This window comes from Flavobacterium psychrotolerans (assembly GCF_003097635.1).
Classification (GTDB): Bacteria; Bacteroidota; Bacteroidia; order Flavobacteriales; family Flavobacteriaceae; genus Flavobacterium; species Flavobacterium psychrotolerans.
Map to the genome: position 1 here is coordinate 90,250 of NZ_QCZI01000011.1, position 26,794 is coordinate 117,043.

Sequence of the window (26,794 nt, forward strand, 5' to 3'; positions counted from 1 at the left end):
TCGACAAATGAAAATTTCTTACAATTGGTTAAAACAATTCATAAAAATAGACTGGAAATCCGATGAAACTGCCGCTTTACTTACCGACTTAGGTTTGGAAGTAGAAATCGTCGAAAAATACCAATCAATAAAAGGAGGTTTAGAAGGTATTATTGTGGGACATGTTCTGACTTGTGTACAGCATCCAAATGCCGATCGATTGAAAGTAACCACCGTTGATTTAGGCGATGGAATTCCGGTTCAAATCGTTTGTGGCGCCAGCAATGTAGCTATTGGACAAAAAGTTCCCGTTGCCACCATAGGAACCACATTGTATGACAAAGAGGGAAATTCTTTTCAAATAAAAAAAGGAAAAATTCGCGACCAAGAAAGCAACGGAATGATTTGTGCCGAAGACGAATTAGGTCTTGGAACCGGTCATGACGGAATCATGATTTTAGACAGCTCCTTAAAACCAGGCACAGCAGTTGCTAAGGTTTTTAAAATTGAGAATGACGAAATATTCGAAATCGGTTTAACACCAAATCGCGCCGATGCCATGAGTCATCTTGGTACGGCAAGAGATTTAAGAGCGGGTTTAATGCAAAGTGGAATCAATGTCGAATTAATTACGCCGTCAGTAAGTAATTTTAGGGTAGACAAAAGGACACTGAAAATTGATGTCGATATTAAGGAAGCAAAGTTAGCCCCGCGTTATTGTGGCGTCACTATTTCTGGAATTAAGGTAAAAGCTTCACCTGATTGGTTACAGAACCGCTTGAAATCTATTGGAATAAACCCTAAGAATAATATTGTTGATGTTACCAATTATGTTTTACATGAATTGGGACAACCGCTTCACGCTTTTGATGCCTCAAAAATAAATGGTAAAATCGTCGTGAAAAAACTCCCTGGGGGAACAAAATTCACCACACTTGATGATATCGAAAGAACCTTACATGAAGAGGATCTAATGATTTGTGATGACAATGGCCCTATGTGTATTGCAGGTGTTTTTGGCGGGAAAAATTCAGGAGTAACTGAAAATACCACGAATATCTTTTTGGAAAGTGCCTATTTCAACCCTGTAAGCATTAGAAAAACAGCTAAAAGACATACTTTGAGTACCGATGCGTCTTTCAGATTCGAAAGAGGAGTTGATCCATCCATCACAGAATACGCATTAAAACGTGCAGCCTTATTGATTCAGGAAGTTGCTGGCGGAGAAATTACATCTGATTTAATTGATCTTTATCCTAAAAAAATTGAGGATTTCCCCGTATTTTTAAATTTTGCCAAAACTGCCAAATTAATTGGACAAGAATTGCCTAAAGAAATCATCAAAAAGATTTTGGCCTCACTTGACATTAAAATAAATAGCGTTAGCGACGCAGGCCTTGGCCTTACCATCCCTTCGTATCGCGTTGACGTACAGAGAGAAATTGATGTAATAGAAGAAATTCTTCGGGTTTACGGCTATAACAACATCAATTTTACTAAAAAATTAAATGCAACGATTTCAAATTCATCCAGAACAGAAGACTACAAAGTACAAAATGTAATTGCCACTCAATTGAATTCCTTAGGATTTCATGAAATGATGGCCAATTCATTGACTTCACCCGAATATGTTTCCCTTTCGGAAATGCTGGATCCTGCCCATAACGTAATCATTCTAAATCCGTTAAGCAATGATTTATCCGTAATGAGACAGTCATTATTATTTTCTGGTCTGGAAGCGGTGTCGTATAATATCAATCGTAAAAATTCCGAGTTAAAGTTATTCGAATTCGGAAAATCCTACCACAATTTCACCGCCGGTTATGAAGAACAAAAGCATTTAACAGCATTTATTACCGGAAATCGCAACCAGGAAAGTTGGACTAATGCTCAGAAACCAACTGACTTCTTTTTGTTTAAAGGCTATATTGATGCCATACTCTCTCGATTAGGTATTGAAAAAACTAAATGTGAACCGGTAAAATCGGATGTTTTTGCCGAAGGAATGGCTATGGCCGTTGGCGATGAAACTTTGGTCGAATTTGGAACCGTCAAAAAATCAATCCTGAAAAATTTTGACATTAAACAAGAGGTGTTATTTGCTGATTTCAATTGGAGTTTAGCTTTAAAACTCATTTCAAATAAAATTAAGTTTACCGATATTCCTAAATATCCAGAAGTTCGAAGAGATTTAGCCTTACTGATTGATGAAAATATAACTTTCGATTCGATTTATAAAATTGCCCGAAAAACAGAAAAATCATTATTGAAAAACATCAATCTTTTTGATGTATATGAAGGGCAAAATTTGCCTGAAGGAAAAAAATCATATGCGTTAAGTTTCACTATTCAGGACAATTCAAAAACATTGACAGACGAGCAAATCGATGCTGTAATGAACAAATTACAGAAAAATTTCATTGCAGAACTTGGAGCGAGTTTGAGATAATAATCAATATGAAACCGTGAGCTGTTAATTCATAAACAGATCCATTTATTTTTAAAGGGGTGAATTTCAAAATAGAAATTCACCCCTTTAAACTTTTATACCAACTCTTTAAAATACTGCAACAAGATTTTATCGTTCTGTAATGTTGGAGTGAAAACTTCTAAAATACTTGGCTTTTCATTTTGGACATATAAGGCAGACAAAGCATTTGTCAAACTCGTTTCGTCGCTGGCAATGGTGTATTCCAAACCGTACATTTTTGCCAAATGTTCGGCAGTCAAACAATGAGCCGTTTCAAAAAAGGTATTGAACACTTTGGTTTCCATATGTCCTGGTAAAATCCTAAAAATACCACCGCCACCGTTATTGATAAGAATAATTTTAAAATTTTTGGGAAGATAAGCATTCCACAACGCATTACTGTCGTATAAAAATCCGATATCTCCTGTAATTAAAATCGTTGGTTTATTGCTTCCTACTGCAGCGCCAATGGCAGTAGACGTACTTCCGTCGATACCGCTTGTCCCTCGATTGCTGAAGACCGAAATAGTTGGATCAATATCAAATAATTGCCCGTAACGAATGGCCGAACTGTTGCTGAGTTGTAACATTGAATTTTTAGGCAAACTTGGCGAAATAATTTCAAAAGTCTTCAAATCGGAAAATGGGATTTTATCTAAGTACAATTTGTGTTTGGCTTCACGAAACTTTTTTATGGCCTGCCCCTTTTGGAAATAATTGCTTGCTACATTTTGGGTAAAAGGCAATATCCTATTGAAGAAATCATTTGGACTAGCTTCGAAGTGTTTTACAAAACAGGCATACGTATCATAAGCGCGCAAAGGATCAATGTGCCAATGGTATTTGGGTTTATGGCTTCTCAAAAAAGATTTGATGCGCTTTGAAACAATCATTCCTCCAAAAGTTATGAGTATTTCTGGCTGAAAGTCTTTAAAATCTTTTTCATTAAATGGAGTAATAATAGTGTCAATGTTATTGAGAAAAGTTGGATGATGTAAGTTGGATGTCGATTCAGTCATGACCACTATTGACGGGTCGTTGGCTAATCTATTTATGATTTCTTCATCTATTTCATTTGGTTCATTTACTCCTACAAGAATTAATTTCTTTTTTGCCGAATTCCACAAATTGGTATTCACAATAATATCATCTACAGAAATGGCTTTATGCACCTTGGAAAAAGCGGAGATCGTTGGATCGACCATCAATTTTAAAACTGTTTCATACAACGGTTCTTCAAAAGGAGCATTGATATGAGTAGGCCCTTTTTTGGTAAAAGCAATATTAATGGCTTCATTAATTTTAAAATCGTTATCTGTGGATTCTCCTTCTGCAAGATTTGCATTATATAAAGAGTGATTCTGGAACACATCCATTTGTCGAATCGTTTGTCCATCGCCGATATCAATTTTATCATAAGGTCGGTCTGCAGAAATAACAATCAGTGGAATCTGACTGTAAAAAGCTTCTGCAAATGCAGGATAATAATTCAACAAAGCGGATCCTGAAGTGCAAACTAAAGCTATAGGTTTATTCATCTGTTGTGCCATCCCCAATGCAAAAAATGCGGCGCAACGCTCATCAGCAATGCTATAGCATTCAAACCCGGGATTATTAACAAATCCTATAGTTAATGGAGCATTTCTGGAACCCGGAGAAATTACAATTTGGGTAACGCCTTTGGCCAAACAAATTTCAATAATACTTTGTGCTAAAGGAATTTTCGGGTAAATCATTATAAAATTATTGTTAATGGAATTTAAAAACTATTCTTAACAAATTTAATGTACTGTTGCTCTATTTTTACAAAAAAAGCAGAAACTTTTTCTACTTTTGATGAACAAATAAAAAACGACAATGAGCATTATAATCAGACCGGCAACCCAAAATGATTTACCTGCAATTTTAGACATCGTAAACTATTCCATACTACACACTACCGCCAATTATAGCTATGATGTTCAATCTCTTGAAATGCAACAAAAATGGTTTGAAGATAAAAAATCAAAGCACTTTCCTGTTGTCGTTGCCGAAATGAATGGAATCGTAATTGGTTTTGGATCCTATGGAACTTTTCGGGAAAAAATTGGATACCAATTCACTGTAGAACATTCCGTTTATGTTTCTTCAAACGCAACAGGAAAAGGAATTGGCAGATTACTTTTAACGGAATTAATCACATTGGCAAAAGCCCAAGGTTACCGTACCATGATTGGAGCAATTGACGCAGATAATTCCGGAAGCATTGCCTTTCACAAAAAGTTTGGTTTTGTTGAAAGTGGTGTAATCAAAGACGCGGGTTTCAAATTTGGAAAATGGTTGGATGTACTGTTTATGCAGCTTATTTTAAAATAAAAATGGAATTCCGTTTTAAGCTGAATTCCATTTTTATAGTTCTGAATTATCCTTTAATCCAATTCACAATTGACGCGTCGTTCGGCGAAACTTGAGGAGCAATCACTTTATCCAACTGTCCCTTTTCATTAATCAAATATTTCTGAAAGTTCCACTCCACTTCCGAATCCTGAACCCCGTTTTTAGATTTCTGCGTTAAGAATTGGTATACTTTATCCATATCTTTTCCTTTAACGGAAATCTTGCCCATCATAGGAAAGGTTACCCCATAATTTTTTTGGCAAAAAGAAGCGATTTCCGAATTGGTTCCCGGTTCTTGTGCTCCAAAATTATTAGCCGGAAAACCAACAATTACCAAGTTTTTAGATTTGTATTTCTCATACAACGTTTCTAAATCCTCGTATTGCGGCGTGTTTCCACATTTTGAAGCCGTATTTACAATCATCACTTTTTTTCCTTTCAAAGCCGTAAAATCAAATACTTTGCCCGACAAATCTTTGACTTTAAATTGATAAATCGTTTGTTTTTCCATTGTGTTCGATTTGTTTTGGTTTTTCTTGGTTTGACTTTGGCAATTCCAAAAAAGGAACAGGCTAAGACTGAGCATCAATATGTTTTTCATTTTGTTTATTTTTTTTTAAAATTACTTAAAATACATTTTAATGCTGGATATACAATTCTTAAAGTTTTATTAATGTTTATTACAAAAAAGTCCAACGATTACAGGATCATTGGACTTACAAACAAAACAACAAACAAATTAAAATTTATATCCCATTTTTACTTTCAAAAAAAATGGCGTTCCTGGGGTGAAATGAATTTCTTCAACACTTTTGGTCTCATTTTGCAATCTGGACTCCGTTGCAAATTGGGTTTCATTCCATTTTGTATTGAAAATATTATCTGCTGCAACTCCAAACACAAAATTGTTGTATTCATAATTCACATTCATGTCCGATACCAAATACCCTTTTGCCACAATAGAATTGTCTTCATTTGCGGGACGACTTTTTAAATACCGATAATGAATTCCTCCCGAAAATCCTTTTATTTTATTGACACTCAATCCTCCCGTTGATGTAAAATCGGGTGCTAAGGGTATGAAATTCTGCCCCATTGGCGCATCACTGCTTCTGGCATAGGTGTAGTTTAAATCCGTGTCCAGAAACAGCCAATTGGTAAGCTGATACCGCAATCCGAAATCAAAACCCATTCTTTTTGATTTTCCGCTGGGCTCCACAATTCCGGCATCGCCTACATACACAAACTCTTGCTGCAAATACAAATACCATAATGCGGCATTAATCACTAGTTTAGGAAAGGGTTTGAAAATAGTCCCCAAATCGGAACCGATTGCTGTTGGCAAAATTTCTTTTCCGGTTTGTGCTACCACAACTCTAGTATCATTGGAATGGAAGCCGAAGCCCGATTTTAAGTACCATTGCAAATTGTTGTTTTCAGAATAAATGAAGTTCAGTTTTGGCGAAAATTTCACTTTGTTTTCGTTTTGCGTCGTGTATTTGGGCATTAATTTATCCTGATAGTCGAACTTGAAATAATCCAATCGAAGGGCTGGATTGATTTTTAGTTTTCCAAAATCAAATTCTGCATTTACAAACGAAAAAAGGTTGGTTTCATCAATATCTCCCAATTTCAGGTTCTCCAATGTGGTGTATCGGCCAAGGGTATGGGACAACTCCGTATTTTTAGTGGCATCGGCTCTGAATCCACATCCGAATTGGAAATCCGAATTCGCATACTTTTTACGCAACTCGGAATTAAAACCATACACATCCCGATTCTCTTTCTGCCGAATTTGATCGCCGTGTATGGGGTCTTCCAAAAAGAATGTAAAATTGGAATACAACTCAAAATCATATTTAGAATAGAAAACATTGGCTTTCAAAACCGTATTTTCATTAATGGGCTTGGATAAAGCAACATTAATATTCGTTCTGGAAGTGTTGCCTCCCTCAGTATCGTCTACGGCACCAAACCTGGAAAGGGTTCCATTAGCTATTAAACGTTGCGGAATTTGTCCCGAAGCATTCCATTTGCTTGAAAAACGAGAAACTAATACTGATAGTTTGCTGTTATCGGCCATTATACTCGTGTATTTCCCAAACAAATTGATTCTTGAAAAATCTTGTGGGGAATCAAATGGACCGTCCGTCAAAATATATTCGGTTGCCAAATAGGCGTTTTGAGTTTTATTTTTATCCAAAAGATTGAAAATTCCAACCGTCCTTAAAGTATTAAATTGTCCCGCTTCCAGGCTAAGGCTGCTATTTTCTACCCTTTCTTTGGTTTGAAAAGCGACATACCCGGCAGTGGCAAAATCCCCTTTGTTGGCATAATAGGTTCCTTTTCCAAAATCTATTTTTTCGACCGTTTCAGGAATTACAAAATGCAAATCGGCATAGCCCTGACCGTGGGCGTGAGAAACCATATTTACGGGAATTCCGTCTACCGCAATCGCAATGTCCGTTCCGTGATCGATATCAAAACCGCGCAAAAAAAGTTGCTCTGCCTTGCCCCCACCTGCATGTTGGCCAATGAATAGGCCCGGTACTTTCCGTAAAATTTCCTGCGAAGAATTCACCGGGGTTGTTTGCAAATCTATTTTTGAAATGAGATTCATCGCATTCAATTTAGACTGAATAACCACTTGTTCCAGGTTATAAATAGCATCCTCCAAAATGATTGTGAAATCATTGGACTGAAGCGTAACATTTGTTTTTTTATATCCTAAAGCTGTAATTGTAAGCATATCGCCTTTGTTTGTTTTGTCCATACTAAAACTTCCAAATTCATTGGTATGGGCATGGCTTTGGGAATTTAGGTTAATGACATACGCATTTTCAATGGGACTTCCATTTGCGTCTTTTACAAACCCTCTTTGCACTTGGCTGTAACTGGACAAAACAAATAGTGAACAAAATAAAAGGGATAGTGTCTTCATTACAGAATAACAATTTTATTCTCAAAATTGGGTCCTAATTCAAAAATGCTTTTCAGCAATTCCTCTTTGATTGGAGCAATTTTAGCTTTCAAATGATTTGCTTTATAAATAGTCGCCAAGTGATAGTTTATTTTAGGTTCAAATGATTTTCCTGCCACATAGTGTTGTGCAATGGCTAATGCTTTTTTAGTATCACCCATATTATAGTAGGCCCATGCCAATAGGTCATAAGAATCTGGTGTGGGTCTGTGTTGGATTTCTATCATGGCAATTGCCAAAGCTTTAGAGGCTGTCTTTTTATCTTCCGCATAAATCAACGTATTGTATTTGTTATACATTGCGCCATAATTTATGGTGTTAAGCATCGCAAAATAGTGTTTCAAATTTTCATTTTTCAATGCCGTATTCTTTTGATAATCGGCAATCTGTGCTTTAAATAAATAAAAATCGGGAGTATGGTGCCTTTTTGAAATGGTATCAATGATCCGAATGGCCTCCTTGGTATCTTTTTCATACGAAAACGCAATCCAGGCAATTCCTTTAAGGGCATAACTATTATTGGGTTCAACGGCTAAGGTTTTCAAATAGTAATGGTAAGAAGTCTCAATATTTCCGGCATGTCCGTTCAAATCGCCCAAGTTAGAATAAGTCCATATTTTCAAGGATTTGTTTTCATTTGCAATGGCAATGTCTTTCGCTTTTTCCATAAATGAAATCGCCGTTTTTAAATCGCCCAAATGATCGTTCCATTTTGAAATACGAATCAAATAATCAAAATCGGTTTTGTCATTTATAAAGGTCAAATTTTGCTCGGCTTCTTTATAATTTCCTAATTCCATGTTGACATCAAAAAGTAATTTTTGAGTTTCCTTCATGCCTTCACCAATCGACAAGGCTTTGTTTGCTAACGCCAATGCTTCTCTAAAACGGTGTTGCGAAATGTAATTTCTGGCTAGGGAACGAATAGTTCCAACGTTGGAATACTTATAGGCTTCATTAGATTTCAATAACAATTCCTCTGTTTTATACAAATATTTAACGTCTCCGGTATTTTCAAAAAGTTTGGAATAATTGGACGCCAATAGACTCAAATAACTAATTTGGTTGGGTGCGGCATCGTATTTTTTTTGCCAAAAATAGATTTCATTTTGTGCGAAATCTTTCGATTTATTGTCCTTAATTTCCAAATACGGATTGTAATCTTTTTGCGCAATAATTAATCCTGATTTCCCATTGCAACTTAACATTAGAAATGCAGTAAACGCTAAAACTGAATTTGTTATTATTGATTTCATGCTGTTGTTTGTTTTTGTTTATTTGATTGTTGTTTAAAATCAGGGCGTAAAGTTACATGCGCCCTGATTAATGTTTTTACCAGGCAGAAGCCAAGTAAGGGAATGAGGTCAAAAAAGGTTTGTCATTTGCATTGACATGGTCGGATGTCAAACCTGAATTTGATGTTCCTGCTGGCCCACCAAAAATCAATAACAATTCAACATCAATAACGTCATCGGCCAAAGCCCTACCTGTTAATACATTAGTTCCGTCAAAAAATGTTGTGGTCCCTGTTTTTTTAACATTTAATACATCTGTTGCCAATAAACCCGTTAGTTGCGCAGCAGTTTGCCCCAACGCATTAGTTGTAAACGCTGGATTTAAAGCCATTAATCTGGATTGAAAAATGGATTGATAAGAAGCGCCCATTGCTGATGGAATTGCCGCATTAAAAGCGTCTTTTGGAGCGCCGGATGCGATAAATACAGTGTTTATTGCCGGTCGGGCCATTTGATCCAGTTGCACGTATGTGCCTGAGAAATCATTCCCCATAGGTTGTGTTGATGAATTGTCATCGTTGCTGCAACTTGTCATTAATGCTGAAGTACAAACTAAAGCTAATGCTACTATTTTAAATTTATTTGTTTTCATGTGTATGGATTTTTCCAATTAATAAAATTTTAATTATTGTTTTTTCTTAGTTTCTGCCCAAACATTTATAGTAGCAGAGGTTCCTAACATTGATTTTGGTACCTCAATAATCGTAGAAAGTACATTGGTTCCGGCAAAGGTGTCGGTCCCTGGATTGTTAAAACCACTAGCTGTTCCCATCAAAATAGATTTGAATTGACCTAAATCAAAAAAGAAGGGATCGTCTCTTGGACCTGCAAAAAATTTCATTCCGTTTTCATTGCTCACAACAGGCGCACTTCCGTATGGAGTGATGACCACACTTCCGGTAGCAGCAGCCGTTTTTATTGTGCTGGATGTTCCTGTCATACCCGGTGCAACGGGACCGAAGAAATACATTTTGCCACTTCTTTTAACAGCTTGGATAACCAAATCCTCAACATTGTCGCCGTTATTGTCAATGTTGATTTCTGTCATCACATTTTCATTGAAGGCCGCCACCGCAGTTGCACTTGGCGTTAACAATCCCTGCGTGTTGACTACAAATACCATATTATTGGCATCTTGTCCTTGAAAAGCATAGACATCTGTAATGTCACAAGCATTACCTGTTACTGCTGGAGCATCGGCATGATCTGCAGCAACTAAAATTAGACCCGAAATCGCAACCAGCGTTAGCCCTAATACCATTTTTGTTTTTTTCATTTTGTTTAAATTTTTAAGATTTATAAATGGATTTACGGAAAAAAAGGAATTATGGTTTTAAAAAAAACATAAAAAACATAAAAAAATTTTCAAATAACTGTATTACTGCATTTTAGATGTTAAAAAAAACTATTTTATTTTTGAATTAAAATGAGTCATCATAAAATATATAGCGTTTCAGCTAGCATAACAGAAAAGTTTACATAGTTTTGCATCACTAATTCTACCATTTCTATGACACAAGAGGAAATATTATCTTTAATACACCAAAAAGACGAAAAAGCATATACCCTATTATATGATATGTATGCTAAGAGCCTTTTTGCTATCATATCCAACTTAGTAAAAGAAAGAGAGGAAGCCGAAGATATTTTACAGGAAGTTTTTGTAAAAATCTGGAAAAACATAGATAGTTTCTCGGAATCAAAAGGACGGTTTTATACCTGGATGCTCAATATAGCGAGGAATTCGGCAATCGATAAACTCCGTTCAAAAGGGTTTAACAATGGCAAAAAAAACCTTTCCTCCGATAATTTCGTATATCTAATGGACGACAGTAACAAACTGAACCATAAGATTGACTCTATTGGCATTCAGGAATTTGTAAAAAAACTAAAACCAAAGTGCATCCAGATAATTGATTTGTTATTTTTTAAAGGATACACACAACAGGAAGCTTCGGAGGAATTGGAAATTCCACTTGGAACGGTAAAAACACAAAACAGAAATTGTATTAATGATCTAAGAAATTTTTTAAGAGTATAATGGACACAAAAGAATATATAGAATCTGGCATTTTGGAACTCTACGTTTATGGTTTACTCAGTGAAACCGAAAACGAAGAAGTGACCCAAATGGCCATGAAACATAAAGAGATAAATGACGAGATTGTTTCTATTGAAAAGGCAATCGTCAATCTTTCGACTAGTTTCTCCCCATTTTTATCGGCTGAAAATTTCGAAAAAATCAAAGCGCAATTAGAGCTAAAACACAATAACATTATTTCTATAAAACCAGAAAGAAGTCCATTGCAATATATGGGTTGGGCTGCGGCAGTCATTTTACTTTTAGGTATAGGATATCAATACAAAATATTGAATCAAAATCAATCTCAAATAGTAAGTATTGAAAATGAAAAATCAAAATTGCAGGAAGCCTTAGTAAGTTCTGAAATAAATTACAAACAGACTCAGGATGCCTTAACTATTGTGCGGGATGTAAAAAATACCATTGTTAATTTAGGTGGTCAAACGGTTTCTCCAAAATCGTATGCTAAAATCTATTATAACAAAGAAACACAAGTTGTTTATGTCGATGCTGCGGGATTGCCAGACCCACCGGAAGGAATGGTCTATCAGATTTGGGCATTAAAATTAAATCCGCTTACCCCAACAAGTATTGGTTTATTAGAAAATTTCACTGCTGACAATCAACGATTATTTGCTGTTGAAAAAGCCAATAACGCCGAAGCTTTTGGAATTACCCTTGAACCATCTGGAGGAAGCAAATCGCCTACAATGGAACAATTGTATACTTTGGGAAAAGTGTAAAACCAAATTTTATAAAAATACAAAAGGTTCAACTGCAAAGTTGAACCTTTTTAATATGGAGCAATTAGAAAATTACTTCTTCTTATAATATTTTCTGTATTTTGGATAGGTTATCGCTCCTATTACGGTTATGGCTAACAATGACATCCAAATCCAACTCAAAGAACTGGCTTCTCCGCTGGCGTAAGAATGCAAACCGACCAAGTGGAAATTTACTCCATAATAGGTAAATAAAATAGAAATAAAAGCATACATACTCATCAAATTAAAAACCCACTTACCTCTCAATGAAGGGACAAAACGCGCGTGAATCACAAAAGCATACACCATAATACTGATTAAAGCCCAAGTTTCTTTTGGGTCCCATCCCCAATAGCGTCCCCAACTTTCATTTGCCCATTGTCCGCCAAGGAAATTCCCTATGGTAAGCATGATCAGTCCAATTGTCAGTGCCATTTCATTGATATAGGTAATCTCCTGAATGTTCAATTCCATTTTGACCTTATTTTTATCGTTCGTAAAAAGAATAAGAATGAGCGAAACCAAACCTAAAATCATTCCTAAAGCAAATGGACCGTAACTGGCAACAATGACGGCAACGTGAATCATTAACCAATAGGAATTTAATACGGGCTGGAGATTAGCAATTTGTGGATCGACCCAATTCATATAAGCAGCCATCAAGATGATTGCAGTTACGAATGCCGAAGCTCCAACGGTCAATTTCGATTTGATATCAAAAGCTAACCCGAAGAACATCGTTGCCCAAGCCACATATATAATCGATTCATAGGCATTACTCCAAGGCGCATGACCGGAAATATACCAACGGGCAATTAATCCTAAGGTATGCATAGCAAATAGCAACCCAATAACAACATGCATCGAGTTGACCAAGAAGTTGATAATTTTACCTTCCTTGAAAATTTTGATAATGGTAAAAAAGATCATTAAAATACCAGCCACCATATACAAATAGAATAGTTTTTTGAAAACATCATATTTGTTGTATAAAATCTCAGACGAAATTTTTTCCTCGCTAGGCATCACTTTACAGCCATATTTTTTCTGGTATTTAATGATGCCATCCAAATAAAAATCAGGCTCTTTAAATTTGTTTTTTAAAGCGGCATTGGAAAGTGAGTTCAGATAAATAGGCAATATCTGTCTGGTAAATATCGAATCCATCCCTTTTAATTTTGCCTCACCCAACTCAGGATAGGAAACCCATTTATTATTTTCGTTATTAGGCAATGGGAATATTTTCAAAATACTTCCCGAAAGTGCCGAATTTAAAAGGTTTACTTTTTTGTCCGTTTCTACAAAATCTTTTTCAAATTGGTTGGGGTTTGCCGTTTTATAGGCTTCATCTAAATATTTAGACAATTTATAATTACCCGTTTCGTCGAAAAAATTAATAAATCTAGCATACTTTTGAGTTGCAGGAATTCCAATAATCTTTCGAATACTGTCATTACCGGAACTGATATAAATTAACGGAACTTCATACCAAACCGTTGGGAATTGGGTCATGGACAAAAACACTTGATCTGCATTCATGTTTTTATAGGTATCTTTATGGCTCACTTTTCGCAACAATTCCGATGAAAAAGTATTCACGGGCTTCATTCTTCCTCCATTGTCCTGAATGATTAATCGTGCGAATTTTTCAGCATGTTTTTCACTTACTTTATAAACATTAAGTAAAGAATCTATTTGCTTTTCTGTAGGCATTTTACCTTCATGATTTTGTGCGAAACCACTCAAAGAAAATAATAAAATAAAAATAGTTGCCAGATTGGCTTTTTTGGTTTTCACTACTTCCAACTTTCTTTTTATATCCGCAAAACGGGAATGTTTGGTAAACATAATAGACATCATGGAGAAAAACAACATAAAATACCCGATATACGTTATCCATGTTCCCCAGAAATCGTGGTTTACAGAAAGTACGGTTCCTTTTTCATCCGGATCAAATGAAGCCTGAAAAAAGCGAAACCCTTTGTGATCCAACACATGATTCATAAATATTTTGGTATCGAAATTTTTGGGTGCGTCCTGAACGGTAACTTGACTTTCAAAAGCAGAGAAGCTTTTTTCCGTACCCGGATATTTTTGGGCTACAAAATCATTCAGCTTGATACTAAACGGCAACGTGTAGACCTTGCTTCCGTAAAACAAGGTGAATTCTAAACCTCCAATTTTGACAATTTTAGGTTCTCCCATTTTTCCTTTAGATCCAACAAGGGTTATTTCTCGTTCTTGTCCGTTAGATTTTAAGGAAAGAATAACAGCATCGTCCTGATTCTTGGCTTTAAAATTATCACTGGATTCATAGCCAATTGTGCCTTTTTTAGCAGGTTCCGGAAATACAAATTGGATTCCGCCCACATTATAAAGGGAACGCATCATTAACGGTTGTAAGGAATCTTTGATGACTCTTCCTTGCATTTTGTCTGCCATTCTCATGAAACTTCCTTCAAAAGGAGTACTTATGGAATAAGCGCCTAGGGTTGTATTGATGTTGACTGCTCCTTTTACATATTTATTTAAAGAAAAAAGAATGTTGTTGATGTTTTCTGTCTCGCCCTCTTTCAAGAAATGTTCGTGACGGGTTCCTCCACCCGATTCGACCATTTTGAAATACAAACTCCCATTTTTATCCTCTACAATAGTTTCTTTGGCGCCCATGATAAATCTTTTCAGTTTTATTTCGAATGGGGTTTTGTCAAATTTATCATTTATAGAAAAACTGTTGCTGGTTGCCGCCGAAAACAAAACAGGTTTCTCAAAAACGCGCCGTTTCAATTCCCCTTGATATTGCCCGTCAACATTAACAGTAATAAATGTTTTATCTGAAAAAAAACGGTTTTCGGTAGCTCCTTCCCGGATGGGCATCATCCCTTCATAGCTGATGTAACGGGTAATAAAAGCACCAGATATGATAAAAATGAAGGACAAATGGAGCATTAATGTTGCCCATTTCTCTTTTTTTAACAATTGATATCTTTTGATATTGCCAATGAAATTGATGACGAAAAACAACATGATTCCTTCAAACCACCAAGAGTTATAAATCCAAATTCTAGCGGTATCGGTATTGTATTTACTTTCAATAAAGGTTCCTGAAGCCATTGCTATCGCAAAACCCAAAAATAAGAATGCCATTAATCGTGTGGAGAACAAAAGGGAGAATATTTTTTTTTCCATTATGTAGGAATATTTGATTAAAAAAGTCTGGCAAAAATAGCGAAAATTGTTGATTGGTTGGCTGTTTCCAGAAGATTTAAGTGTAATTTAAGAAATGTGAAATAGCTGTAAAAACGGACTAACACATTAATTTGCCCTACGAAAAATTTCTTTATTTTTTCAAAAACATTAATTTCTGAAAACTAAACTTTTTTCAATAATTTAGCCGAATGATTAGAGTAAGTATTATTGGTTCCGGAAATGTTGCCCAGCATTTAATTGCCGCTTTCTTAAAAGCTCAAAATGTTGGTACCGAAATAGAATTGGTTCAGGTATATTCCCGCCAAATAGAAAGTGTGTCCCATTTACTGGATTTGGATAAAATTACCAATAATTTCGATGCTTTAAAAGAAGTAGATTTATACATAATATTGGTTTCTGATGATGCCATTGCCACCGTTTCTTCCCAATTGCCTTTTAAAAATCGTCTCGTAGCGCACACATCTGGCAGTATTGCTATAGATGTATTGAATTCTGATAATCGAAAAGGCGTATTTTATCCGTTGCAAACCTTTTCAAAAAATAAGCCCATAGATTTTAGTTCGATTCCCATTTGTTTGGAAAGCCAGAATGCCACCGATTTTCAATTGTTGGAAAAAGTAGCCAAAACGATTTCAAACCAGCTATTCGCCATTAATTCTGAACAAAGGAAAGCCTTACATGTTGCCGCGGTTTTTGTCAATAATTTTGTGAATCATCTGTACCAAATAGGACAGGAAATTTGCCAAGAAAATCAAGTGCCATTTGAAATACTGAAACCATTGATTAAGGAAACTGCCGAAAAAGTGATGACGCTTTCGCCAAAGGAAGCTCAAACCGGTCCGGCAAAAAGGCAAGATTTGGAAACTATAAATGCCCATTTGGAATTCATATCGGATGAAAATCATAAAAAAATATACGAAATACTAACACAATCCATACGTACTGATGGCAAAAAGCTATAAAGAAATAATGAATGACATTACCACGTTTATATTTGACGTAGATGGCGTTCTCACTGACGGTTCCGTTCATATAACACCTACCGGAGAAATGTTGCGGACCATGAATATCCGTGATGGATATGCCATGAAAGCGGCTTTAGAAAGTGGCTACAATGTGTGTATCATTTCTGGAGGAAGTAATGAAGGGGTTCGAATCCGTTTGAGAAATTTGGGAATTATCGATATTCATTTGGCAGCTCCGAATAAAGTGGAAACCTTCAAAGAATACACTGAATTGTATAGTATAAATCCTGATAGCGTGTTGTATATGGGCGATGATATTCCGGATTACCACGTGATGCAATTGGTGGGTTTGCCAACCTGCCCTCAAGATTCGAGCCCTGAAATAAAGGCAATTTCGACGTATATTTCCCATAAAAACGGTGGAAAAGGAGCAGTTAGGGATGTCATTGAGCAAGTCATGAAAGTGCAAGGAAAATGGCATTTGTATTATAATGGCAAGCACGATTAGATTTTAGAAATACGATTAAACAATTTAACGAATTACCAATTAGAACCCCATGAAGTACCTAAAACTCATTCGATACCAAAACCTACTCATGCTAGCTTTCATGCAGTTGATTTTCCGTTTTGGATTTTTGAAACAACAGCATATTTATTTGTCATTGGCCAATTGGCAGTATGTCCTTTTTGTTTTATCAACAGTTTGTATTGCTGCTGGTGGCTACATCATTAACAACATCTATGATGTGGATACTGACACTGACAACAATCCTGGAAAAGTGATTATTGGCAAAACCATTTCAGATACTTTGGCTTATAATTTATATGTGGGTTTTACCATTATTGGTGTTGCAATTGGCTTTTATTTATCGAATGTCATTCAAAAACCAAGCTTCGCATCCCTATTTATTCTTATTGCCGCAACATTATATCTTTATGCGACGAGTTTAAAACAAAGTTTGCTTATTGGTAATATTATTATTGCTGTATTGCTTTCTATGAGCGTCATAATCATTGGTCTTTTTGATTTGTATCCAGCTACTTACGAAGGAAATCAGGAAATAATGGGTTTGATTTTTGGAATACTCTTAGATTATGCCATTTTTACATTTATTATCAATTTCATTCGTGAAATCGTGAAAGATTTGGAAGATGTAAACGGGGATCATAACCAAGGAATGAGAACTTTGCCCGTTGTTTTAGGAGTGGCAAGAACCACTAAACTGGTTTTTATATTGAGTTTTATTCCAATAATTTGTATCGTCTATTACCTTAATTTTTACGTTTTTGGAGGCGGATTATTATTGAGTACCGTTTACGGACTTATTTTTATTCTTGCTCCACTCATCTATTTTACAATTAAAATAGGGTCGGCCAAGAAACAAAGCGACTTTCATCATTTGAGTTTGGTTCTGAAGTGGATTCTTTTCTTTGGCATACTTTCCATTGCCATAATTTCTTACAATATGAAACACAACTAAAAAAGTATTTCAAATCCTATTAAGGAACATCCGGATTCTATATTCCATAAAAAAACACTCCTTTATATAAAACATCATGCTAAAAGAAAAATTGAAAAACATCAAGATAATTCTTGCTTCGGGATCGCCAAGAAGGCAACAGTTTTTCAAAGATCTGGATTTAGATTTTGAAATTCGATTGAAAGAAATTGAGGAAATCTATCCGCCAAATCTCATTGAAGAAGATATTACTGATTATTTGGCAGTTTTAAAAGGAGATGCTTTTGAAGGGGAATTGCAGGAAAATGAGATCTTGATTACTAGTGACACCATTGTTTGGCATGAAAAAAAGGCATTGGGCAAGCCTAAAGATTATGAGGATGCTTTTTTGATGTTGCAATCCTTATCGAACAAAACCCATAAAGTGATTACATCCGTTTGCTTTAAAACCAAATACAAAACCGAAGTGATTTCAGAAACCACCAAAGTAACTTTTCATCCGCTTACCGACTCCCAAATAAAATATTATCTGGACCATTACCAACCCTTTGATAAAGCAGGAAGTTATGGAATTCAGGAATGGATTGGTTTTGTAGGGGTAGCCAAAATAGAAGGCTCCTACCCTAATGTCATGGGCTTACCGGTGGATAAAGTATATCAATATCTTTCTGATTTTAAGAATTAAAAATAATTCACCCTATAATAACCGTTAATTATGCAACTTATAACAGAAATGATATAAGAGATAATTAATGATTAAGCCGCAAATTTGTTTGTTGCATGTTTAGCTATTTATTAAGATTATTTAATACTAGTTCAATGGCAACATCCATTTATGAATGACATCGCTAAATTGCCCTTTTACGTCAAACTTTGCTTTACGCTATTGAGTTTAATTGGACTTACCTTTATTGTTTATATTGGTAAAGACATATTGACTCCTATCATGATGGCCTTTTTATTTGCCATATTATTAAGACCCGTTGCGCTTTTTTTTAAAACCAAATTGCGTTTTCCACACGTTATTGCAGTAATGGTTTCCGTAATATTATTTGTTATCCTTATCGTAGGGATTTTTATGTTTATTTCGTTTCAAATCAGTGACATCGCTAGTGATTTTGATAAAATTGAAAGGAACATCAACATTCACGTCGTTAATATTGAACAATTCATAAAGGAAAATTTCAATTTAAGCACCCGTGAGCAAAGGAGATACCTTAATGATGCCACTGACAATTCGATGCAAACAGGTAAAGCAATGATTGGAAGTACCATTGTCTCCTTTACGGATATGATTTTAAACCTCACGCTAATTCCAATTTATACATTCCTTATCCTATTGTACAGAACGCATTTCATTTTATTTCTGTCCAAATTATTTAAAGAAAAACAGCAACACGTTCTACAAGATATTTTATACCAAATAAAAGTTGCCGTAAATAGTTATATCATAGGCCTAATTATAGAAATGATTGCGGTTTCCGTTTTAACCACTATTGGGCTTACGTTTATAGGCGTTCAGTATGCTATTTTATTAGGGATTATCACTGGAATTCTGAATTTGATTCCGTACATCGGGATACTTTTTGCGGGATTTCTGACCATAGTTGCCTCATTGAGCGGCACTCCGGATCTTTCCATAATTATTGGGGTTATTGTAGTAAATGTAGTGGTACAACTCATAGACAACAATGTTCTTGTCCCGTTAATTGTGAATTCAAAAGTCGAAATAAATGCTTTTGTTTCTATTGTTGGAATTATCATTGGCGGATCAATTGCAGGGATATCGGGGATGTTTTTGGCAATTCCGATAATTGCTGTCCTTAAAGTCATCTTTGACAGAATAAATGGGTTAGAGCCATGGGGATATCTGATGGGTGATGATTTACCCAAAACCTATAAATGGCATAAAATAAAATTCCCGCTTTATGATTTCGAAAATTCAAGTCATTCCACAACCGTGACAGCAAATATTCCAACACCTGTTTTTACGGAAACCCAGAGTAGCAAAGCAGAGACAGATTCCTTTACAGGCAACTAGTAATTTAATTAACAGGCTATAAAAATGGAAAAAACAGTACCAATAAAGACGTTAAAAGAATATGCACGAAACAAAACCATTGACTTGAGTGATCAAACTATTCAAAAAAAGAATAAACTCACCGTCTTTTTTAATAATGTTGCCGATGTTGTAATATTTATCGTTGATATCATAAAAAATACTTTCAGGAGAGGATTTGAATTTAAGGAATTTCTTAAACAATGTTTTTTGACAGGAAATAAATCACTTGCATTAATATCTATCACAGGAATTGTGATTGGATTGGTATTAACAATTCAATCTCGGCCCATATTAATCAAATTTGGAGCTGTAACCATGTTACCCGGAATGGTGGCCGTATCTCTAATTAGAGAAATGGGACCGGTAATAACCGCATTAATTTGTGCCGGTAAAATTGGCTCTAGCATTGGAGCAGAATTAGGTTCCATGCGTGTTACCGAACAAATTGATGCTATGGAAGTTTCATCGACCAATCCCATAAAATTTTTAGTGGTGCCCAGAGTTTTAGCCACCACGCTAATGATTCCATTGTTAATCCTTTATGCCGATGCTTTAGGGATTTTAGGAAGTTGGATTGGAGCAAATATTAAGGGAGATGTGAGTTTTGTGCTGTTCATTGCTCAAGCTTTCGGAAAAGTGGAATTTATAGATTACATCCCTGCAATCATCAAATCCTTCTTTTTTGGAGCTGTCATAGGACTAGTGGGCTGTTACAAGGGATTTAATGCCGGAAGAGGGACTGAAAGTGTGGGAATTGCAGCGAACTCATCGGTGGTGATGGCTTCCCTACTCGTGATTATTGTAGATTTAATTGCGGTTCAAATAACAGATATGCTATGATAAAATCAGACAAAAAAAATAGTGAAACCGTTATAAACATTGATAACCTGAATAAAAAATTCGGAACCCTTGAAGTGTTAAAGGATGTTTCTTTGCAACTCTTTAAAGGAGAAAACCTAGTGGTACTAGGGAAATCCGGCACTGGAAAATCGGTGTTAATAAAATGTATTGTGCGCTTATTGGATTCAAATTCCGGGAAAATAAATGTCCTGGGAGAAGAGGTCAACAGCCTTAAAAAACACCAAATACACGAACTCCGAAAAAAAATTGGGTTTCTATTTCAAGGAGGCGCTTTGTATGACTCCATGACTGTAAGACAAAATCTGGAATTTCCGCTGCGCAGGATTAGAGCCGATTTATCTGAAAAAGAAATTGACGACAAGGTAAAGGAAGTATTGGAAAATGTGGGTTTGCCGGATGCAATAAATAAAATACCCTCAGAACTTTCAGGCGGAATGAGAAAGAGAATTAGCTTGGCCAGAACCATAATTGTTGATCCATCAATCATGCTTTATGACGAACCCACAACCGGTTTAGATCCTATTACTTCGCATGAAATTAGTATGCTTATTAATGAAATACAAAAAAAATACAAAACGTCATCCATCATCATCACGCACGATATTGAATGTGTCAGAACGGTGGCTAACAGAATCGTGATGCTTAAAGAAGGGCTAATATACAAAGAGGGAAATCTTCATGATTTCGAAAATTCATCCGACGAGTTGATACACTCCTTTTTTAAAAATCAAAATAGTAAAACCACAAAAAACATATAATATGGAAACACATACCCCACAATTTAAATTTCGTCTCGGATTATTCATTATAATAGGAATTGGTTTATTTGTTTTAGGAATTTTCATCATTGGAAAACAAAAAAACCTTTTCAATCCTGTTTTTAAACTGAGAGCCAATTTTCATAATATAAGCGGACTACAAGTTGGTAATGCCGTACGCTTTTCGGGTATTAATATTGGAACGGTTGACAACATCCGAATAATAAATGATTCAACTGTAAAAGTGTCTATGCTCATCAAAAAAGAGGTACAACAATTTATAAAATCCGATAGCGAGGCCGGAATTGGTTCTGAAGGAATCATAGGAGACAAGATGGTGATAATCTCACAAGGAAACCTAGCATCAGCGACTGTAACAGACAATCAGAAAATCGATTCGACAGAGCCAATAGAAACGGATGCTATCATGAAAAGTCTACAGATTACCGCCAACAATGCCGCAATTGCAACCGATGAAATTGTATCGATTGTAGCTAAAATTAATAAAGGAGAAGGAACATTAGGAAGATTGATTCAGGATAAAAAGATGGCTGAAAATATTGACCAAACCATTAACAACTTAAAAAAGAGCAGCAAAGGCTTGAATGAAAATATGGAAGCCGCCAAGCATAATTTCCTTTTTAGAGGGTATTTTAAAAAGAAAGAAAAGGAAAAAGAAGCTGAGAAAGAGGCTCAAAAAAACAAAAAATAAATTCTGAAATCGAATTCTGTTCTTGCTTAAATCGTAAATTTATAGTGCCAACCACTAAATACAAAAACTCATGCAAAGCGAAAAAGATATAAACTCAAAAATTCTTGAAATCACGATGTTAATTCAAAACAAATATCCTGAATTATCCAAATATTTAATTGAAATGCCTGTGACCATTCCTATAGATAAAAATCCCAAAATAAACTCCGAGTATCTTCAAAAATACTACGATTCATTAGATCAACTTTTGAAAAAATACATCTTGGAACATCCCAACACGCATCCTTTATTGTAAATCAATCGATTAAGAATCAAACTGTGATTTTAAACCTGATTTACTCATTGCCATTGTGTAAATCAGGTTTTCGCTTTTAATAAAACGGGTGTGAATGTTGCAACTATTACAAGAAAAAGTGTAACAAATTAGCTCTTATTCTATCGCATCTTTGTAATGTGAAACAGAACTCACACTTATAACCCAAATAAAAATGAAAAAAACAATTGTAACTTTTAGCTTTCTCGCTTTTACAACTTTTACTTTTTTGACAAGTTGCAAGAACAATGAAACTAAAATCGAAGATGCTCAAGAAAATGTGTTAGATGCCAAAAAGGATTTGGTAGAAGCAAAACAAGATTCTTTATCCGATTATGAATCTTTTAAAACTAAAATTAATGAGAAAATCGCGGCCAACGAAGTTAAAATTACAGATCTAAAAATAAAAGCAATTGACGGAAGTAAAGCGGCTAAGGCCAAGTATAACGAAGCCGTAGTTGCACTTGAAGAAAAAAACATTGAATTAAAAACAAAAATCAATACCTATTCTGAATCCAGCAAAGAAGCATGGGAAGTGTTTAAAAAAGACATGAACAAAACCGCTGATGATTTAGAAAAAGAATTTGACGAATTTAAAAGTAAAAATAAATAACACTAATTAAGTTAAAAACAATAAATTATGAAAACGATATTAAGATCAATTGCCGTACTGTTTACAATTTTTGCTACTACAAGTGGATTTTCACAAACAGCAGGTACAACTAGCGATGATACTAGATATGACTTCAAAATTGGGGTAAAAGCCGGTCTAAACGTCTCAAATGTTTATGATGAGCAAAATAATGATTATGTTGCAGAAAACAAAGTAGGTTTTGTAGGAGGTGGATTTTTGTCAATTCCTATTACTAAATTTGTAGGATTTCAACCTGAAATTTTATATTCTGAAAAAGGGTTTAAAGCGACTAAAAGTACTATTTTAGGCAACTATGAATTTACAAGGACTTCCACCTATTTGGATATTCCATTGCAACTTCAAATAAAACCAATTCCGTTTGTTACTATTCTTGCGGGTCCTCAATTTTCTTATTTGCTGAAAACTAAAAATGACTTCAACGGGAATATTACATCTACTGAAGAAGAGAATATTAACAGCGAAAATTACAAGAAAAATATTTTTGGTTTTGTAGTAGGTGCCGACGTCAATGTGAATAATTTCATCATCTCAGGTAGAGCCGGTTGGGATATCAGTAAAACCGATACCAATGGAGATTCATCTAAACCAAGATATAAAAACCAGGTATTACAAGTTACTTTAGGGTATGCTTTCTAACAATTAGAAAGATTTCTATCAAATAAAATTTAAATTTAAATAATAATTATTATGGACACAGGAAAAGTAGTTTTAGGAGCATTAGCAGGATTGGCAACAGGTGCAATTTTAGGAATTTTATTCGCACCGGATAAAGGAACCAATACCCGAAAAAAAATTGCCGACAAAGGCAGAGACGCATCAGATAGTTTGGTTGACAAGTATAATGAAGTCATTAATTCTCTGTCTTCTAAGCTGGAAAAAGCAAAAAATGAGGGATTGAATTATTTTGAGGATGGAGAAGAGTTAGTGAAAAATGCTAAAAGCAATATTTCAAACCACCTAAAATAATCTAAAATCATGAAAAATAAAGTGATATTAATAGAAATGCTTATTGAAAAGGCAGAGCAATATGGTAAAACCAGTATTGAACTCTATAAATTGAAAGCCATTGACAAATCTACCGACGTTTTTGCCTCATTAGCGTCACGTATTGTCATTGTTGTTATTATTGCTTTATTTTTCATTTTATTTACTATAGGAATTGCTTTATATCTAGGTGATTTACTAGGAAAATCGTATTATGGTTTCTTTGCAGTTTCAGGCTTTTATGGGCTTGTTGCAATCGTGTTGTATGCCATTAGGAAACAGGTTTTGGAAGAAACTTTCAACAATTACATCATCAATCAAATTTTTAAAGAAAAGGGAAATGCAAGTAATTAACAATAATAAATCTTTAGCGGAAGCCATTGCTTTGTTGGAGAATGTTCAGCAATCTGAAGGGAATTTATTGGTGCAACATTTTAAATTTACAATTCATAGTTTAAATCCTTTAAACATGATTAAGGAAAAATTCAATGAAACTATTTCGTCCCCAAATTTAAAAAACAAAATTATACAGGAAACAATTGGATTGGCTACTGGCTTACTCACAAATAAATTAATTCTTGGATCCTCTAATAACATCGTAAAAAAAGTTTTGGCAACTGTTGTGCAAACTGGCATTGCCCGAATGTCGGAAATAGATCCAAAATCAGTTAAAAAAAATGGGATAACTTTTTTACAAAATGTTTTATCTAAAATGAAGATAAACGGATAAAATAGCATCCTTACCCCTATTTTGTCATCTACAATTCATTTTAATCTGTTTTTATTGTAACTTTATGTGTTTACGTTCAAATGCCCTGAATCCAATACTATATCAATAGAAAAAACCAAACCGTTAGTATCCTAAAATCACTAATGAATTATCTCTTTTTATAATGATTCAAAAACTAAAATTCATTTTTTTTATTTTGGTCATCTGTAGTTGTCAGTTTTCTTTTTCGCAAGTAAATGAAGTGAAAAAAGATACTACTAAAATGTACAGGGATATCCAAACCTATTCTAAGAAAAATAAATTTACCAAATTCATGTATGGTTTAATTTTTGAACCTGTTATTATAAAAAAGAAAAGAGTAAAAAAAATAATTGTCCGAAAAAGATTTCGTGCTTTTGAAGGCAAAATTATTAGAAACATCAATATTGTTACACTTGATCCTTTTGGATATTCTGAAAAAGATACTACCGCAGTACCGGAAAAATTTACTTCTAAGGCCGGAAACAGAATCCATTTTAAATCTAAAGAGCTAACTATTAGAAATTTATTGCTTTTTAGAAAGAATAAACCTTTAGATTCTTTACTCTTTAAAGAGTCTGAACGCTTACTTCGAAATCAAAGCTACATTCGTGGCATTCAAACTACTCTAAAATTATCTGCACCAAAATCTGATTCTGTAGATGTTAACATTCGCATTTTGGATTCTTGGAGTATATATCCCAAAATTGAGGCTTCCAATACTAAATTCAATTTAGGATTAGACGAACGAAATTTTATGGGAACGGGACAACGACTTGAAAACAGCTATAACAAACGATTTTCGGATGGAAAAAATGCTTTTAGCGCGAGGTATACAATTCCCAATATTCTTAATTCATATATCAAAACTACCATCAATTATCATATTGATTTAGAGAATAATTACAGTAAAAGTTTTAATATAGAACGCCCATTTTTTTCCCCTTTTGCAAAATGGTCCGCAGGAATATACTTAGACCAACAATTCAAATCGGACTCTTTACCCGACTTGAATAACATATATGCGAAACAAAATTTAAAATACAACACCCATGATTTTTGGGCAGGAAATGCGATTCGAATATTAAAAGGAAATTCTGAAAACGAACGAACCACCAATTTGATTACTACTGCGCGATTTTTAAATATCAATTATATTGAAAGTCCAAATTTAGCGTATGACAATATCGATTTTTTTTCAAATGAAAACTTTTATTTAATTGGAATTGGAATTTCTTCAAGACAATATATCGAAGATCGATTTATTTTTAATTATCAAGTTATTGAAGATGTTCCAGTTGGAAAAGTGTATGGAATCACTGCTGGATATCAAACAAAAAACAATAACTCAAGGCTGTATTTAGGGACACGAATTTCTTCGGGAAAATATTATACGTGGGGCTATTTAAGTTCAAATTTTGAATATGGCACTTTTTTAAACCACTCCAAACCAGAACAAAGTACGGTGACATTTCAGATGAATTACTTCACGAATTTATTTGAAATTGGAAAATGGAAATTCAGACAATTTATAAAACCTCAAATCATTATTGGAAATAACAGGCTCCAATCAAATGCGGACAAACTAACCCTAAATGAAGGTATTGGGCTTTCGGGTTTAAGCAGTTATACGCAATTCGGAACAAAAAAAATATTCCTAAGTTTTCAAACTCAGTCCTATTCGACTCAAAGTATATGGGGCTTTAGATTCAATCCCTACTTTAATTGCTCGTTTGGAATGTTAGGTGATGGATACTCTGGATTCAAAAAGAGTCAAGTCAATTCCCAATTTGCAATTGGAATTATCATAAAAAATGATTATTTGGTTTTTAAATCTTTTCAAATCTCATTAGCCTATTACCCTATAGCTCCAGAAAATAGGAACAATATTTTTAAGACAAATACTATCAATTCGGAAGATTTTGGTTTTCAAGATTTTGAGATCAACAAACCTGAAACTGTAAATTACAAATAGAAGTTTTAAAATAGGATTTTTTATTAAAAATACGGCTTAAATCTTGAATTAATTTTTAAATAAATCAATTATTCGAGCAGATGAATAGTACGAAAATTGAGTGTTTTACTTCATTAAATACTATGTTTCATCGATATTAATTAC

Annotated in this window: 24 protein-coding genes and 1 pseudogene; 19 read left to right on the top strand and 6 right to left on the bottom strand. The window is 34.6% G+C overall.

Annotation, left to right across the window (positions count from 1 at the left end):
* The first annotated feature begins 7 nt into the window (after window positions 1–7).
* Entirely contained in the window at window positions 8–2,428 is a 2,421-nt protein-coding gene (gene pheT, locus DB895_RS09790; RefSeq protein ID WP_116725182.1) for a phenylalanine--tRNA ligase subunit beta, read from the top strand.
* A 95-nt stretch (window positions 2,429–2,523) separates the two neighbouring features.
* Here the strand turns inward: pheT and menD are convergent, their stop codons facing one another.
* Window positions 2,524–4,185, bottom strand: a complete 1,662-nt coding sequence (gene menD / locus DB895_RS09795; RefSeq protein WP_116725183.1) for a 2-succinyl-5-enolpyruvyl-6-hydroxy-3-cyclohexene-1-carboxylic-acid synthase — start codon at window positions 4,183–4,185, stop codon at window positions 2,524–2,526.
* A gap of 121 nt (window positions 4,186–4,306) precedes the next feature.
* Here menD and DB895_RS09800 point away from each other — a divergent pair, with 121 nt between their 5' ends.
* Complete coding sequence (locus tag DB895_RS09800; protein WP_116725184.1) at window positions 4,307–4,804, top strand: GNAT family N-acetyltransferase; 498 nt, start codon at window positions 4,307–4,309, stop codon at window positions 4,802–4,804.
* Between the two features lie 46 nt (window positions 4,805–4,850).
* On the opposite strand, the gene DB895_RS09805 is transcribed toward DB895_RS09800, so the two are convergent.
* The 4 genes and pseudogenes from DB895_RS09805 to DB895_RS14525 form a co-directional block, all read right to left on the bottom strand.
* Window positions 4,851–5,426 carry a glutathione peroxidase gene (locus DB895_RS09805; RefSeq protein WP_116725185.1) on the bottom strand — a complete coding sequence of 192 codons (576 nt, stop codon included), beginning with the start codon at window positions 5,424–5,426 and terminating at the stop codon, window positions 4,851–4,853.
* Window positions 5,427–5,564: 138 nt separating this feature from the next.
* Window positions 5,565–7,766 carry a TonB-dependent receptor gene (locus tag DB895_RS09810; protein ID WP_116725186.1) on the bottom strand — a complete coding sequence of 734 codons (2,202 nt, stop codon included), beginning with the start codon at window positions 7,764–7,766 and terminating at the stop codon, window positions 5,565–5,567.
* Window positions 7,766–9,061 carry a tetratricopeptide repeat protein gene (locus DB895_RS09815; RefSeq protein ID WP_133242665.1) on the bottom strand — a complete coding sequence of 432 codons (1,296 nt, stop codon included), beginning with the start codon at window positions 9,059–9,061 and terminating at the stop codon, window positions 7,766–7,768. Before DB895_RS09815 ends, DB895_RS09810 begins: the two co-directional genes overlap by 1 nt.
* A 76-nt stretch (window positions 9,062–9,137) precedes the next feature.
* A pseudogene (locus tag DB895_RS14525) lies at window positions 9,138–10,376 on the bottom strand (DUF4331 family protein).
* A 234-nt stretch (window positions 10,377–10,610) separates the two neighbouring features.
* On the opposite strand from DB895_RS14525, the gene DB895_RS09830 reads away from it, so the two are divergent.
* Both DB895_RS09830 and DB895_RS09835 read left to right on the top strand, forming a co-directional pair.
* Window positions 10,611–11,141 (top strand): RNA polymerase sigma factor, encoded by a 531-nt coding sequence (locus DB895_RS09830; RefSeq protein ID WP_116725190.1) that lies wholly within the window; start codon window positions 10,611–10,613, stop codon window positions 11,139–11,141.
* Complete coding sequence (locus tag DB895_RS09835) at window positions 11,141–11,926, top strand: anti-sigma factor (RefSeq protein WP_116725191.1); 786 nt, start codon at window positions 11,141–11,143, stop codon at window positions 11,924–11,926. The genes DB895_RS09830 and DB895_RS09835 overlap by 1 nt, the downstream gene beginning before the upstream one ends.
* Window positions 11,927–11,998: 72 nt before the next feature.
* Here DB895_RS09835 and ccsA read toward each other — a convergent pair whose 3' ends face one another.
* Complete coding sequence (gene ccsA, locus DB895_RS09840; RefSeq protein WP_116725192.1) at window positions 11,999–15,136, bottom strand: cytochrome c biogenesis protein CcsA; 3,138 nt, start codon at window positions 15,134–15,136, stop codon at window positions 11,999–12,001.
* 209 nt (window positions 15,137–15,345) lie between these two features.
* Between ccsA and DB895_RS09845 the strand changes: the two genes are divergently transcribed.
* The 15 genes from DB895_RS09845 to DB895_RS09915 all read left to right on the top strand — a co-directional run bounded on the left by DB895_RS09845 (window position 15,346) and on the right by DB895_RS09915 (window position 26,650).
* Complete coding sequence (locus tag DB895_RS09845; RefSeq protein WP_116725193.1) at window positions 15,346–16,119, top strand: Rossmann-like and DUF2520 domain-containing protein; 774 nt, start codon at window positions 15,346–15,348, stop codon at window positions 16,117–16,119.
* Window positions 16,103–16,630, top strand: coding sequence for a KdsC family phosphatase (locus DB895_RS09850; protein ID WP_116725194.1), 528 nt, complete (start codon window positions 16,103–16,105; stop codon window positions 16,628–16,630). The genes DB895_RS09845 and DB895_RS09850 overlap by 17 nt, the downstream gene beginning before the upstream one ends.
* 49 nt (window positions 16,631–16,679) lie before the next feature.
* A complete protein-coding gene (locus DB895_RS09855) occupies window positions 16,680–17,603 on the top strand; it encodes a geranylgeranylglycerol-phosphate geranylgeranyltransferase (RefSeq protein ID WP_116725195.1) in 924 nt (307 codons plus the stop codon).
* Window positions 17,604–17,679: 76 nt separating this feature from the next.
* Window positions 17,680–18,267 carry a Maf-like protein gene (locus tag DB895_RS09860; RefSeq protein ID WP_116725196.1) on the top strand — a complete coding sequence of 196 codons (588 nt, stop codon included), beginning with the start codon at window positions 17,680–17,682 and terminating at the stop codon, window positions 18,265–18,267.
* A 150-nt stretch (window positions 18,268–18,417) separates the two neighbouring features.
* Window positions 18,418–19,623 (top strand): AI-2E family transporter, encoded by a 1,206-nt coding sequence (locus DB895_RS09865; protein WP_116725197.1) that lies wholly within the window; start codon window positions 18,418–18,420, stop codon window positions 19,621–19,623.
* Window positions 19,624–19,647: 24 nt separating this feature from the next.
* Window positions 19,648–20,484 (top strand): MlaE family ABC transporter permease, encoded by an 837-nt coding sequence (locus DB895_RS09870; RefSeq protein WP_116725198.1) that lies wholly within the window; start codon window positions 19,648–19,650, stop codon window positions 20,482–20,484.
* Window positions 20,481–21,263, top strand: a complete 783-nt coding sequence (locus DB895_RS09875; protein WP_116725199.1) for an ABC transporter ATP-binding protein — start codon at window positions 20,481–20,483, stop codon at window positions 21,261–21,263. Before DB895_RS09870 ends, DB895_RS09875 begins: the two co-directional genes overlap by 4 nt.
* Before the next feature lies 1 nt (window position 21,264).
* Window positions 21,265–21,975, top strand: coding sequence for an MlaD family protein (locus tag DB895_RS09880; RefSeq protein WP_116725200.1), 711 nt, complete (start codon window positions 21,265–21,267; stop codon window positions 21,973–21,975).
* Window positions 21,976–22,045: 70 nt separating this feature from the next.
* Window positions 22,046–22,270, top strand: a complete 225-nt coding sequence (locus DB895_RS09885; protein ID WP_116725201.1) for a hypothetical protein — start codon at window positions 22,046–22,048, stop codon at window positions 22,268–22,270.
* Between the two features lie 193 nt (window positions 22,271–22,463).
* Window positions 22,464–22,901 carry a sll1863 family stress response protein gene (locus tag DB895_RS09890; protein ID WP_116725202.1) on the top strand — a complete coding sequence of 146 codons (438 nt, stop codon included), beginning with the start codon at window positions 22,464–22,466 and terminating at the stop codon, window positions 22,899–22,901.
* A gap of 27 nt (window positions 22,902–22,928) precedes the next feature.
* On the top strand, window positions 22,929–23,579 hold the full coding sequence (locus DB895_RS09895; protein ID WP_116725203.1) for a porin family protein: 651 nt from the start codon (window positions 22,929–22,931) through the stop codon (window positions 23,577–23,579).
* A 51-nt stretch (window positions 23,580–23,630) separates the two neighbouring features.
* Complete coding sequence (locus tag DB895_RS09900; RefSeq protein ID WP_116725204.1) at window positions 23,631–23,909, top strand: YtxH domain-containing protein; 279 nt, start codon at window positions 23,631–23,633, stop codon at window positions 23,907–23,909.
* Window positions 23,910–23,918: 9 nt separating this feature from the next.
* The gene (locus DB895_RS09905) at window positions 23,919–24,281 is read left to right on the top strand and encodes a hypothetical protein (RefSeq protein WP_116725205.1); all 363 of its coding nucleotides are present in this window, start codon (window positions 23,919–23,921) and stop codon (window positions 24,279–24,281) included.
* On the top strand, window positions 24,268–24,657 hold the full coding sequence (locus DB895_RS09910) for a hypothetical protein (protein WP_116725206.1): 390 nt from the start codon (window positions 24,268–24,270) through the stop codon (window positions 24,655–24,657). Before DB895_RS09905 ends, DB895_RS09910 begins: the two co-directional genes overlap by 14 nt.
* 163 nt (window positions 24,658–24,820) lie before the next feature.
* Complete coding sequence (locus DB895_RS09915) at window positions 24,821–26,650, top strand: BamA/TamA family outer membrane protein (RefSeq protein WP_243694655.1); 1,830 nt, start codon at window positions 24,821–24,823, stop codon at window positions 26,648–26,650.
* The last annotated feature ends 144 nt before the right edge of the window (window positions 26,651–26,794 follow it).